Annotated in this window: 12 protein-coding genes; all 12 read right to left on the minus strand. The window is 72.6% G+C overall.

What is annotated here, in order from left to right; genetic code table 11:
- Positions 1-23: 23 nt before the first annotated feature.
- Entirely contained in the window at positions 24-632 is a 609-nt protein-coding gene (locus DEO23_RS11385; RefSeq protein WP_109276152.1) for a Trp biosynthesis-associated membrane protein, read from the minus strand.
- A complete protein-coding gene (locus DEO23_RS11390; RefSeq protein WP_109276153.1) occupies positions 629-2,218 on the minus strand; it encodes an anthranilate synthase component I in 1,590 nt (529 codons plus the stop codon). Before DEO23_RS11390 ends, DEO23_RS11385 begins: the two co-directional genes overlap by 4 nt.
- Positions 2,215-2,658 (minus strand): phosphoribosyl-AMP cyclohydrolase, encoded by a 444-nt coding sequence (gene hisI, locus DEO23_RS11395; RefSeq protein WP_109276154.1) that lies wholly within the window; start codon positions 2,656-2,658, stop codon positions 2,215-2,217. Before hisI ends, DEO23_RS11390 begins: the two co-directional genes overlap by 4 nt.
- Positions 2,655-3,863: a methionine adenosyltransferase gene (gene metK / locus DEO23_RS11400; RefSeq protein ID WP_109276155.1), complete on the minus strand. Its 1,209-nt coding sequence runs from the start codon at positions 3,861-3,863 to the stop codon at positions 2,655-2,657. The genes hisI and metK overlap by 4 nt, the downstream gene beginning before the upstream one ends.
- The gene (coaBC, locus tag DEO23_RS11405) at positions 3,860-5,152 is read right to left on the minus strand and encodes a bifunctional phosphopantothenoylcysteine decarboxylase/phosphopantothenate--cysteine ligase CoaBC (RefSeq protein WP_109276156.1); all 1,293 of its coding nucleotides are present in this window, start codon (positions 5,150-5,152) and stop codon (positions 3,860-3,862) included. Before coaBC ends, metK begins: the two co-directional genes overlap by 4 nt.
- A gap of 10 nt (positions 5,153-5,162) precedes the next feature.
- A complete protein-coding gene (gene rpoZ / locus DEO23_RS11410) occupies positions 5,163-5,528 on the minus strand; it encodes a DNA-directed RNA polymerase subunit omega (RefSeq protein ID WP_109276157.1) in 366 nt (121 codons plus the stop codon).
- A gap of 121 nt (positions 5,529-5,649) precedes the next feature.
- Positions 5,650-6,264 carry a guanylate kinase gene (gene gmk, locus DEO23_RS11415; RefSeq protein ID WP_109276158.1) on the minus strand — a complete coding sequence of 205 codons (615 nt, stop codon included), beginning with the start codon at positions 6,262-6,264 and terminating at the stop codon, positions 5,650-5,652.
- Entirely contained in the window at positions 6,261-6,587 is a 327-nt protein-coding gene (mihF, locus tag DEO23_RS11420; RefSeq protein ID WP_109276159.1) for an integration host factor, actinobacterial type, read from the minus strand. Before mihF ends, gmk begins: the two co-directional genes overlap by 4 nt.
- 261 nt (positions 6,588-6,848) lie before the next feature.
- Positions 6,849-7,739 (minus strand): orotidine-5'-phosphate decarboxylase, encoded by an 891-nt coding sequence (gene pyrF / locus DEO23_RS11425; protein ID WP_109276160.1) that lies wholly within the window; start codon positions 7,737-7,739, stop codon positions 6,849-6,851.
- Positions 7,736-11,143: a carbamoyl-phosphate synthase large subunit gene (gene carB / locus DEO23_RS11430; protein WP_109276161.1), complete on the minus strand. Its 3,408-nt coding sequence runs from the start codon at positions 11,141-11,143 to the stop codon at positions 7,736-7,738. The genes pyrF and carB overlap by 4 nt, the downstream gene beginning before the upstream one ends.
- The gene (gene carA / locus DEO23_RS11435) at positions 11,143-12,411 is read right to left on the minus strand and encodes a glutamine-hydrolyzing carbamoyl-phosphate synthase small subunit (protein WP_109276162.1); all 1,269 of its coding nucleotides are present in this window, start codon (positions 12,409-12,411) and stop codon (positions 11,143-11,145) included. The genes carB and carA overlap by 1 nt, the downstream gene beginning before the upstream one ends.
- Complete coding sequence (locus tag DEO23_RS11440) at positions 12,408-13,067, minus strand: PH-like domain-containing protein (RefSeq protein WP_205678953.1); 660 nt, start codon at positions 13,065-13,067, stop codon at positions 12,408-12,410. The genes carA and DEO23_RS11440 overlap by 4 nt, the downstream gene beginning before the upstream one ends.
- Positions 13,068-13,071 lie beyond the last annotated feature (4 nt).

Here is a 13,071-nt window from a genome sequence, read left to right on the forward strand (position 1 = left end):
CGGGGACGTGCGGGTGGTGGCCTTCATTCTGCCACGCGCGGAGGACCACCAGAGGACGGGTCCTCGCCGCGGCTGAGTGCGTCCCAGGCGGCGGCGGGGTCCTCGCTCGGGTCCGTCTCGCGCGCCACACGGCTGCGGGCCGCGTCGCGCTGATAGCGGGAGGGGCGACGCGGCCATCGTCCGCCCACCAGCAGCACCGCGAGACCGGTCGCGATCAGCAGCGCAGCGGGGATCACGGCCAGCAGCGGCCAGCTGGTGGCGCCGGCGCTGATCGACCCGCCCACGACGCCCGTCTTCTCCGCCACGGCGGACCGCGACGCGGCGACCGTGTCGGTGCTCACGCCGAGGGCGCTGACCGCGGCGCCGACGCCGACGAGCACGAGCACGGGACCGGCGACGAACCGCACCCACCGCGCCGCGAGGGTGGTCGCGACGGCTGCCGCGGCGCCCACCAGGGCGAGGGCGAGGACGGCGGGGGCCGCGTCCTGGCCGGTGACTGCGACGGATTCCTGGGTCCCCGTGAAGCCGGCGGCCTTCGCGGTGGTCCAGGTCGCCCGGGACGTCGCGGCCAGGACGAGGGAGGCCAGCAGGGCGAGCAGGACCACGGCGCGCCGTGAGAGCAGGCGCCTCATGCCTCACGCACCGTCTGCGCGGAGGCGACGGCACGCAGCGCGGCCGCCGCCTTGGCCTGGGACTCGCGGTGCTCCATGGTCGGCCGGGAGTCCGCCACGACACCGCCGCCGGCCTGCACGTGCGCGGTGCCGTCCTTGATCACGGCGGTGCGGATCGCGATGGCCATGTCCATGTCACCGGCGAAGTCGATGTAGCCGACGGTGCCGCCGTAGACGCCGCGGCGCACGGGCTCGAGACGGTCGATGATCTGCAGCGCGCGGGGCTTCGGGGCGCCCGAGAGGGTGCCGGCCGGGAAGGTCGCACGCAGGGCGTCGCACGCCGTCGCGTCCTCGCGCAGGACGCCGGTGACGTCGCTCGAGATGTGCTGGATGTGGCTGAAACGCTCGATGTGCATGAGGTCGCGCACCGTGACGCTGCCGGGCTCGCACACCTTCTGCAGATCGTTGCGTGCGAGGTCGACGAGCATCAGGTGCTCGCTGCACTCCTTGGGGTCGGCCAGCAGCTCCTCGGCCAGACGCGCATCCTCCTCGGGAGAGGTGCCGCGCGGACGCGAGCCCGCGATCGGGTGGGTGCCGGCGCTGCGACCGCGCACGGTCACCAGGGCCTCCGGGCTCGCACCCACCACGTCGATCGGCGCGCCCTCCCCGTCGACGGTGCGCAGCAGGAACATGTAGGGGCTCGGGTTCACCCGGCGCAGGACCCGGTAGACGTCCAGCGGATCGGCCGCCGTGGGCAGCGAGAACCGCTGGGAGGGCACGACCTGGAAGATCTCGCCGTCCACGATGTCGCGCACGGCCTCGCGCACGGCCTCCTCGTACTCGAGCCGGCTGGTGCGTGCCTTCGGGGAGACCTCGGAGACGGCGTCGTAGACCGCCGGGCGGGCCGGCAGCTCACGGTGCAGCGCCTCGCGCATCGCGCCCAGTCGGGCGAGGGCGTCGTCGTAGGCCTCGTCGACGCGCTCGTCCGTGCCGTCGAGGTTCAGGGCGTTGGCGACCAGCAGCACGGTCGAGTCGTGGGAGTCGTGGACGGCCACGTCCTGCGCGAGCAGCAGGGAGATGTCGGGGATGCCGATCTCGTCGGCCGGGGCGTCCGGCAGCTTCTCCCAGTACCGCACGGCGTCGTAGGCGACGAAGCCGACGAGCCCGCCGGTGAACGGAGGCAGCTGCGGCAGGCGCGCGGAGCGGAAGGCATCGGTGAGGGCGGCCAGCGCCTGCATCGGGTCGCCGTCGGTGGGGACGCCCGCGGGCGTCTCGCCGACCCAGCGGGCGCTGCCGTCGGACTCGGTCAGCACGGACTTCGCCCTGCTGCCGATGATCGACCAGCGGGAACCCTCGCCCTCCCCCGCGCTCTCCAGGAGGAACGTGCCGCGCGGATCGTCGGGATCGGTCAGCCGACGGTAGAGCGAGAGCGGGGTGTCCTCGTCCACGAGCAGCCGCAGGGTCAGCGGGACGATCCGCTGGCGCGCCGCGAGGGCGCGGAAGGTCTCTCGGTCGGGCTGGACGACGCCCAGGGCGTCCCCCTCGATCCCGGCGACGAGCTCGGGGTAGACGCCCTCCTCCGGGGAGGACTCCTCGGTCGTGGTCATCGGGCGGTGTCCTCCTTCGGGTTCGGCGGCTCGGACGGATCCGTGTGGGAGCGTCGCTCGGCTCGGCTCAGGACCGTCGCGGGCAGCTCGCCGCCCACGAAACAGGTCTCGGTGCCGCGGTGGCAGGCAGGACCCACCTGGTCCACGCGCACCAGCAGCGTGTCGCCGTCGCAGTCGAGGGCGACCGAGCGCACGAACTGCACGTGGCCGCTGGTGTCACCCTTGCGCCAGTACTCCTGGCGCGAGCGGGACCAGAAGCTCACGCGTCCCTCCTCGAGCGTGCGCCGCAGCGCCTCGTCGTCCATCCAGCCGACCATCAGCACACGCGAGTCGACGGCGTCCTGGACGACGGCCGCCACCAGCCCGTTCGCGTCGTGGGTCAGGCGCGCGGCGATGTCGGGGTCGAGGCTGGGGCCCGCTGCGGGCCGCTCGGCCGTCACAGCGCCCTCGCGAGCTCGTCGGCGCGGTCGGTGCGCTCCCAGGTGAACTCGGGCAGCTCGCGACCGAAGTGGCCGTGCACGGCGGTGCGCGCGTAGATCGGGCGCAGCAGGTCCAGGGCGTCGATGATCGCGGCGGGGCGGAGGTCGAAGACCTTGCGCACCGCGCGGGCGATCTGGTGGTCGGGCACCGTGCCGGTGCCGAAGGTCTCGACGTACAGGCCCACCGGGGCGGCGACGCCGATGGCGTAGGCGACCTGCACCTCGCAGCGAGCGGCGAGCCCGGAGGCGACGACGTTCTTGGCGACCCAGCGCATCGCGTAGGCGCCGGAGCGGTCGACCTTGCTGGGGTCCTTGCCGCTGAACGCGCCGCCGCCGTGGCGTGCCATGCCGCCGTAGGTGTCGACGATGATCTTGCGGCCGGTGAGCCCGGCATCGCCCTTGGGCCCGCCGATCACGAACCGGCCCGAGGGGTTGATGTGGTACTTCACGTCGCTGACGTCCAGCCCCAGACCGGCGAGCTCCTCGAGCACCGGCGCCACGACGACCTGACGGATGCCGGGCTCGAGCTGCGCGGCGACGTCGACGTCCTCGTCGTGCTGGGTGGAGACCACCACCGCCTCGACGCTGCGGGCGACGTCGTCCTCGTCGTAACCGATGGTGACCTGGGTCTTCCCGTCCGGGCGCAGGTACGGCAGGACGCCGTTGCGACGGGACTCCGAGAGGTTGGCGGAGAGCCGGTGGGCGGCGTGGATCGGCAGCGGCATCAGCTCGGGGGTGTCATCGCACGCGTAGCCGAACATCAGGCCCTGATCGCCCGCACCGAGGTCGGCGAAGCGCTCGATCGCACCCCCGCCGCGCTGCTCGAACGAGGAGTCGACGCCCGCGGCGATGTCGGCGCTCTGGGAGCCGATGGAGACCTCGATGCCGCAGCTGTCGGCGTCGAAGCCCTTCTCCGAGGAGTCGTAGCCGATCTGGCGGATGGTGTCGCGCACGATCTTCTGCACGTCGGTGTACCCCGAGGTGCGGACCTCCCCGGCGACGTGGACCAGGCCGGTGGTCACCATCGTCTCGACCGCGACCCGCGACCCCGTGTCCTGGCCGAGCATGTCGTCGAGGATCGCGTCGGAGATCTGGTCGCAGATCTTGTCGGGGTGCCCCTCGGTGACCGATTCGGAGGTGAAGCTGCGCAGATCGTGCGATGTCATGCGGACCAGGGTACGTGCCCCAGCCTGCTCGCGACCTGCGCGAGCAGGGTGTGGGCGACCACGGTCTTGGTGCCCTCGGCGCGGGCGACCTCCTGGCCCCGGGCGTCCAGGATCTCCACCGCCGTGTCCTCGGCGCCGAAGACCCCGGCGCTGACGTCGTTGAACACCAGCAGATCGGCGCCCTTGCGCTGCGCCTTGGACTCCGCGAGCTCACGGGAGCTCGAGCCCTCCTGGCCGGTCTCGGCCGCGAAACCGACGATGACATGCGGGGACACATCGGCACCCTGTCGGCTCCGCTGCTCCTCGCGGGCGCGGACCGTGGTCGCCAGGACGTCCTCGGTGCGCACGAGATCGAGGGTGGGGACGTCGTCCTCGCCCGTCTTCTTGATCTTGGAGACGGCTCGGGAGGCAGGGGTGAAATCGGCCACGGCCGCGGCCATCACCAGCGCATCGGCCCTCTCCCGCTCGGCGGCGACGGCGGCGGCGAGCTCGGCGGCGTCGCCCACGTCCACACGGCGGGCCCCCGGGGGCGTCTCCAGGCCGACGTTGGCCGCGATCAGGGTGACCTCGGCGCCGCGGGCGAGCGCGGCGTGCGCGAGCGCCCAGCCCTGCTTGCCCGAGGAGCGGTTGGCGAGGAAGCGGACGGGGTCGATCTCCTCGCGGGTGCCACCGGCGGTGATCAGCACCCGTCGGCCGACGAGGTCCCGGACCACTCCCCCGTGCTCGTCGCGCGGCGCGCTCAGCTGAGCGCGCGCCGCCGCCAGGATCGCCTCGGGCTCGGGCAGCCGCCCCGGTCCCGAGTCCGGACCGGTGAGTCGACCGACCTCCGGCTCGAGCACACGCACTCCGCGCTCGCGCAGCAGTGCGACGTTCTCGCGCGTCGCGGGGTGCTGCCACATCTCGGTGTGCATGGCGGGCACCATCATCGCGCGAGGCCCGGCCATCAGCAGGGTCGCCGTGAGCAGGTCGTCGGCACGTCCGGTCCGGGCGCGCGCGAGCAGGTCGGCGGTGGCGGGCACCACCAACACCAGATCGGCCTGCTGACCGATGCGCACGTGGGCGACCTCGTCGACGTCCTCGAAGACGCTCGTGGTCACCGGGTGGTGGCTGAGGGCCTCCCAGGTCGCGGCGCCCACGAACTCCAGCGAGCTGCGGGTGGGGATCACCCGGACATCGGCACCGGACGCATCAAGGCCGCGCAGCACGTGCGCGGCCTTGTACGCGGCAATACCGCCGCTCACGCCGAGGACGATCCGCGCTCCGCGCAGGACGTCGGCGTCGGGAGTCATCGACGTGACCTCAGAAGGAGAGGTCGGTCACCGGCGGCTCGGGAGCGTCCGCGCCGAGCTGCAGCGGGGCGAGCGAGGACTCGGACTCGGCCTGCTTCCGGGCCTCGAGCTCGGCCTCGTCGATCTCGCGGGCGACCAGCAGGCCCTCGTCGATCTCGCGCAGCGCGATCGACAGCGGCTTCTCCTGGTTCTCGACGTCCACGAGGGGGCCGACGTACTCGAGCAGGCCCTCGGACAGCTGCGAGTAGTAGGCGTTGATCTGACGGGCGCGCTGGGACGAGTAGAGCACGAGCGCGTACTTCGAGTCGACGTCCTCGAGGAGGCGGTCGACCGGAGGGTTCGTGATGCCCTCGGGCTGGGCTTCGGTTCCGAACACGGAGGGTCCCTTCGATTGACGATGTGCACGACGGACGTGCCGCGTGCGACCACCCAGGATACGCCCCGTGACGTCGGGGGGCCAGGCGTGCGGGGGCGGGGTTGGTCACGACGCCGGCGACTCAGTCGTCGGCGGGGGCGGATGCGGGTGGGATCCCGATCAGGGTGGCGAGACGGTTCGTGGCGTCCTCGATCGTGTCGTTGACGATCGTGACGTCGAACTCGCTCTCGGCGGCGAGCTCGACGCGGGCCGTGGCCAGGCGTCGTTCGCGCTCCTCGGCGCTCTCGGTGCCGCGGCCGACGAGCCGGTGCACGAGCGTCTCCCAGTCCGGCGGGGCGAGGAAGACGAAGAGGGCCTCGGGCATGCTCTCGCGGACCTGGCGGGCGCCGGCGAGATCTATCTCGAGCAGCACCGGCCGGTGCTGCGCGATCTTCTGCTCGACGGCCGCCCGGGGCGTGCCGTAGCGGTGGCGGCCGTGGACGACCGCCCACTCGAGCATCTGCCCGCTCTCCACGAGGCGGGTGAACTCCTCCTCGCTCACGAAGGAGTAGTGCACCCCGTCGATCTCACCGGGGCGAGGGGGCCTGGTCGTCGCGGAGACCGACAGCCACACGTCGGGGAACCGTGCCCGCATGGCTGCGGACACGGTTCCCTTGCCGACGGCGGTGGGCCCGGCGAGGACCGTCACCGGGACGCGGCGGGCGCCCTCGGCGCCGGTCGCGGACTCCCCCGTCACTCGGAGAAGTGGGCGATGAGCTTCTCAGCCTGGTGCGAGCCGAGGCCGCGCACCTTGCGAGAGGGCGAGATCCCGATCTCCTCCATGATCTGCTGCGCCTTGACCTTACCGACGCCCGGCAGGGCCTCGAGGAGGGCGGCGACACGGAGACGGCCGATGACCTCGTTCTTCTCGGCCTCCTTGAGCACCTTGGCGATCTCTTCGCCACGGCGACCGGTGGACTCCTTGAGACGGGACTTGATGGCGGCGCGCTCGCGGCGAGCCTCCGCGGCCTTCTTCAGGGCCTCGGCGCGCTGTTCCGGGGAGAGAGGAGGGAGAGCCACTGTCGTACCTCAGTTCTTGGTTCGGTGACGGGTGTCCTGATGCCAGGGTCCCGGGGACCGGGTCCCACCGCGCCGTCCGACCGATCGGCCCTGATCCTCGCGGATCGTCGCGGACCTGCACGTCCCGGGCGGGAGCGGTGGCACGACTGTAACCCGATGCACGCCGGATTTCGTCTCTTCTCGGCGCGTCGCTCCAGTTCGCACGCTCGGAGACGCCGTTTTCTGACGCTCCTCGGGGTCGTCGTGTCGAAATCCGGTACCTCAGCCGGCGGACGGCACGGCGTACGCGGCGGCGAGCTCACGGGTCCTGGCCTCGAGCGCCGCGGTCGCGGGACCGGCCGCGAGGACGCCGCGCGAGATCGACACCAGCACGCGCTCGGCGGCCGGCCCGAAGACCTCGTCACGCTCCCGGGGCCCCGCGCCCTGGGCGCCGAACCCGGGGGCGAGCAGGGGCGCCCTGGTCGCCGCGAGGTCGATGCCGAGCTCCGCCGGGGCGGCGCCGACGGTCGCGCCGACCACCAGCCCCGTGCTCCCCCACCCGTGCTCGTCCTCGGCGCCCGTCGCGGAGAGCTCGGCGAGATTGCGTTCGCCCGCGCTCTCGGCGACCGCTCGCGCGATGGCCGTGCCCTCCGCGGTGACGGCGTGCTGGACCTCGGGCCCGTCGGGGTTCGAGGTCAGGGCGAGCACGAACACGCCCTTGCCGTGCTCCGCCGCCAGCTCGAGCGCGGGCGCGAGCGATCCGAACCCCAGATACGGGCTGAGCGTGATCGCATCGGCCTCGAGCGGGGCCCCCGGCCGCAGGTAGGCATCGGCATAGCCCGCCATGGTCGACCCGATGTCTCCGCGCTTCACGTCGAGCACGGTCAGCAGACCGCGCTCGCGGGCGAGCGCGAGGAGCTCCTCGAGCGCGTCGATGCCGGCGGCACCATGACGCTCGAAGAACGCCGACTGCGGCTTCAGCGCGCAGGCGTGCTCCGCACAGGCCTCCAGCACCCGCAGGGAGAAGCTGCGCAGGCCGGCGGGGTCGTCGGCCAGCCCCCAGTCCCTCAGCAGGGTCTCGTGGGGGTCGACGCCGACCACGAGCGGCCCGCGCGCCCGGACGGCCTCGCGCAGCCTCCGCCCGAAGGTCTCCGAGTCCTTCGCACCGCTCATGCCCGCACCGTGCCGGCTGCGGTGGCGTGCTCGGAGCTGCCGTGCGCCGACGGCGCGCCCTGGTCCGCGCGGTGGCGGGCCAGCTCCCCGATGTGCTCCTGGAGGCTGCGCACGCCGAAGGACCCGCTGGGCAGCGCCTCGATCGCCTGCACCGCGGCCTGGAACTCCTGCAGGGTGGTGATCATCGGGACGTCCACCGCGGTCGCGGCCGCGCGGATCTCGTAGCCGTCTGCGCGTGCATCGGAACCCGAGGGGGTGTTCAGCACGAGCACGACCTGCCCGCCCTCGATCAGCTCGATCACGCTGCCCGAGGCGTCGGAGTCCGAGGCCTTGGCGATCGTGCGGCAGGGGACCCCCGAACGGCGCAGCACACCGGCGGTGCCGACCGTCGCGATGATGTCGAAGCCGAGCGCCGCGAGCCGCGCGACCGGCAGCACGACACCGCGCTTGTCCCGGTCCGAGACCGAGACGAAGACGCTGCCCGAGGTGGGCAGACCCTGACCGGAGATCGCCAGCTGCGACTTCGCGAAGGCGAGGGGGAACGTGGTGTCGATCCCCATCACCTCGCCGGTCGAGCGCATCTCGGGGCCGAGCAGCGCGTCGACGCTGTGGCCGGTGCGGGTGCGGAAGCGCTTGAAGGGCAGCACGGCCTCCTTGACGCTGATCGGGGTGTCCTCGGGCAGCGCACCGCCGTCGCCCTCGCGAGGGAGGGCACCCTGCGCGCGCAGCTGGGCGATCGAGCGACCCGCCATGATCAGCGAGGCCGCCTGGGCGAGGTGGACGCCGGTGGCCTTGGAGACGAACGGGACGGTGCGCGAGGCACGAGGATTGGCCTCGAGCACGTAGAGCACCCCGTGGGCCAGGGCGTACTGGACGTTGAGCAGCCCGCGCACGCCCACGCCCTCGGCGATCGCCTCGGTGGAGCGGCGGATCTGCTCGATCACGGCGCTGCCGAGCGTCACCGGCGGCAGGGTGCAGGCCGAGTCGCCGGAGTGGATGCCGGCCTCCTCGATGTGCTCCATGATGCCTCCCAGGTACATCTCGGTGCCGTCGTAGAGCGCGTCGACGTCGATCTCCGTGGCGGTGTCCAGGAAGGAATCGATCAGGATCGGCGCCTCGGCGCGGCCGCCCTCGGGGAGGTTGCGCCCCACGTAGTCGACCAGGCCCGCCTCGTCGTAGACGATCTCCATGCCCCGGCCGCCCAGCACGTAGCTGGGGCGCACGAGCACCGGGTACCCGACCTCGCGAGCGGTCTCGATCGCGTCGCCCAGCGCCCAGGCCGTGCCGTAGGGCGGGGCGGGCAGGTCCGCGCGGGAGAGCACGCCGCCGAAGGCGCCCCGGTCCTCGGCCATGTCGATCGCCCCCGGGGAGGTCCCGATGATCGGCACCCCGGCCTTCTCGAGCCGGCGCGCGAGGGCGAGCGGGGTCTGGCCGCCCAGCTGCACGATGACCCCGGCGACGGGGCCCACGGCGCGCTCGGCCTCGTAGACCTCGAGGACGTCCTCGAAGGTGAGCGGCTCGAAGTAGAGACGATCGGCCACGTCGTAGTCGGTCGAGACGGTCTCGGGATTGCAGTTGACCATGACGGTCTCGAAGCCGCCGCCACCCTCGGACTCCTCGCGTCCCAGCACCATCGCGGCGTGCACGCAGGAGTAGTCGAACTCGATGCCCTGACCGATGCGGTTGGGGCCGGAGCCCAGGATCAGCACGGCGGGCTTCGTCCGGGGCTCGACCTCGTTCTCCTGGTCGTAGCTCGAGTAGTGGTACGGGGTCGCCGAGGCGAACTCGGCGGCGCAGGTGTCGACCGTCTTGAAGACGGGGTTGATGCCCAGGGCCTCGCGCACGCCCTTGACGACCTCGCCGGAGACGCTGCGCAGCTGCCCGATCTGGTCGTCGGAGATGCCGTGGCGCTTGGCGAGCGCCAGCAGCTCGACGTCCAGCACGTCCGCCCCGCGCACCTCCTCGGCGATCTCGGCGACCAGCAGGAACTGGTCGAGGAACCAGCGATCGATGGCCGTGGCGTCGTAGAGGTGCTCGATGGTCTCGGCGGGATCGACGATGCCGGCCGCCGCGGCCCGCAGCACGCGGGCGATGGCGACCATGCGGGTGTCCGAGGGGACGCGGGAGGACTCGATCAGCTCGGCGACCTCGGCGGCGTCCGGCGCGGGCCCCGCGTAGTCGACGGTCGAGGTGCCGACGTCCAGCGAGCGCTGGGCCTTGCCGTAGGCTTCGGTGAAGCTGCGGCCCAGGGCCATCGCCTCGCCCACGCTCTTCATGGTCGTGGTCAGCGTGGGATCGGCGGCGGGGAACTTCTCGAAGGCGAAGCGCGGGATCTTCACCACGACGTAGTCGAGCGTGGGCTCGAAGCTCGCCGGGGTGGTGCCGGTGATGTCGTTGCGGATCTCGTCGAGGGTGTATCCCAGCGCCAGGCGGGCCGCGATCTTCGCGATCGGGAAGCCGGTGGCCTTCGAGGCCAGCGCCGAGGAGCGCGAGACACGCGGGTTCATCTCGATGACGACGATCCGGCCGGTGGTGGGGTGGATCGCGAACTGCACGTTGCAGCCGCCGGTGTCCACGCCGACCTCGCGGATGATGCCGATGCCGAGGTCGCGCAGGCGCTGCTGCTCCACGTCGGTGAGCGTGAGCGCGGGGGCCACGGTGACGGAGTCGCCCGTGTGCACGCCGACCGGGTCGACGTTCTCGATCGTGCAGACCACGACGCAGTTGTCGTTGCGGTCGCGCATCAGCTCGAGCTCGAACTCCTTCCAGCCCAGGATCGACTCCTCCAGGAGCACCTCGGTGGTCGGCGAGTAGTGCAGGCCGTCGCCGCCGATGCGGCGCAGGTCCGACTCGTCGTAGGCCATGCCGGAGCCCAGCCCGCCCATCGTGAAGCTCGGGCGCACGACCATCGGGTAGCCGAGGTCCTCGGCGGCCTCCAGGAGATCGTCCATGGTGTGGCAGATCCGTGAGCGCGCGGACTCCCCGCCCACGGACTCCACGACGTCCTTGAAGCGCTGGCGGTCCTCGGCCTTCTGGATCGCCTCGGTCGAGGCGCCGATCATCTCCACGCCGTACTCGGCGAGGATGCCGCGGTCCTCGAGGGCGATCGCCGCGTTCAGCGCGGTCTGTCCGCCCAGGGTCGGCAGCACCGCGTCGGGGCGCTCCTTCTCGATGATCGAGCGGATCACGTCGGGATCGATGGGCTCGATGTAGGTGGCGTCCGCGATGTCGGGGTCGGTCATGATCGTCGCGGGGTTGGAGTTGACGAGGATGACGCGCAGGCCCTCCTCGCGCAGCACGCGGCAGGCCTGCGTGCCGGAGTAGTCGAACTCGGCGGCCTGGCCGATCACGATCGGCCCGGAGCCGATCACGAGCACGGAGGAGATGTCGTCGCGGCGGGGCATCAGGAGTCCTTCTTCTCGGAGGCGGCGGTGTTCGCGGAGGCCGGGGCGGTGGCGGCCCCGGAACCGGTGTCGGACGCGGACGCATCGGCGTGGCGCGCGCGGACCATGTCGACGAGGCGGTCGAACAGGTACGAGGCGTCGTGCGGTCCCGACGCCGCCTCGGGGTGGTACTGGACGGAGTAGGCGGGTCGGTCGAGGCAGCGGATGCCCTCGACGACGTCGTCGTTCAGCCCCACGTGGGAGACCACCACGCGTCCGTAGCGGCCCCCGTCGTGCGGCGCGGTGTGCTCGCCCTCGAGGGGGACGTCGACGGCGAAGCCGTGGTTCTGGGCGGTGATCTCGACCTTGCCGGTCTCGCGGTCCAGCACCGGCTGGTTGATGCCGCGGTGGCCGTACTTCAGCTTGTAGGTGCCGAATCCGAGGGCGCGTCCCAGCAGCTGGTTGCCGAAGCAGATGCCGAAGAACGGCACTCCGGCGTCGAGGACGCCGCGCAGCAGCTCGACCTGGTCCTCGGCGCTCGCCGGGTCACCGGGCCCGTTGGAGAAGAAGACCGCGTCGGGCTCGGTCGCCAGCAGCTCCTCGAGGGTCGTGGTCGCCGGCAGCAGGTGCACCCGCAGGCCGCGCGCGACCATGTTGCGCGGGGTCGCGCCCTTGATGCCGAGGTCCACGGCGGCGACCGTGCCGATCGCCTCCCCCTCGGGCTCCAGCACCACGGGCTGAGGGATCGTCACCTCCTCCACGAAGCTCGCGCCCGCCATCGCGGGCTCGGCCTGGACCCGCTCGAGCAGCTGCTGCTCGCTCGCCTCCGCCAGGGTGCTGCCGGAGAAGATGCCGCCGCGCATCGAGCCGTGCTCGCGCAGGATGCGGGTGAGCATGCGGGTGTCGATGGCGGAGATCCCGACGACGTCGGACTCGGCCAGCAGGTCGTCCAGGCTCTGCTCGCTGCGCCAGTTGGAGGCCACGCGACTGGCCTCGCGCACGGCGTACCCGCGCACCCAGACGGTGCGGGACTCCATGTCCTCGGCGTTGGCTCCGGTGTTGCCGATGTGCGGTGCCGTCTGGACGACGATCTGGCCGGCGTAGGAGGGGTCGGTGAGGGTCTCCTGGTAGCCGGTCATGCCGGTCGCGAAGACGACCTCGCCCAGGCGTGCGCCGCGCGCACCGTAGGCCTCCCCGCGCAGGACGGTGCCGTCCTCGAGGACGAGGAGGGCGGGGTCGGCGGCACGACGCGCACGGCCGACGGTGGTGTCGGGGGCGGTGGTGGTCATGGCTGCTCCTTCCGGGGCTGCGGGGCCCGGGCTTCGGGCGTGAAGGGGGTCGGCGCGGAGGCGTCGGGGGTGGCGGGGTGATCGGAGCGGTCCTCGGAGGCGGGCGCGGCAGGTCGTCGCTCCCCTCCGAGGTCCGTACGTCGTCGCTCCCGGCCGAGGGCGAGGAAGCGGTCCTGGTCCTCGGCGCTGTCCGGGCGGAAGCCGGTGTCCAGGAGCCGCTCCCCCAGCTGCCAGCGGATCACGAGGAGGCCGTCGCCCCCGATCCACTTGCCGACCATGCCGGGGGCCGTGTGCACCGAGCGGACGTCGTCCCAGGGGATCAGGAAGTCCGGGGCGCCCTGGCGACCGACGGTCAGCACGGCGTTGCCGGCGTCCTCGGCCTCACCCAGCACGGCGCGACTGCGCGCCCCGAGCCCGCGGGCGGTGACCCGCTCGAGGGGCTCGCCGGCGACGGTGGTGGCGACGTAGACGCCGGAGGCGCCGACGGCGCCCTGCTCCCCCGTGAGCGCCTTCCCGCCGCCGATCGGCTGCGGGAGTGCGGGGAGGTCGCCCTGTCGGGCGGCGCGGCGACGCCAGCCCCACAGGGCCAGCAGCACCAGGACGATCAGGAGGACGAGCAGGGCGAGGACGGGCGGGAGGTAGCGCGTGAGATCCATGCCG

The organism is Brachybacterium endophyticum, from assembly GCF_003130585.1.
GTDB classification, from domain to species: domain Bacteria; phylum Actinomycetota; class Actinomycetes; order Actinomycetales; family Dermabacteraceae; genus Brachybacterium; species Brachybacterium endophyticum.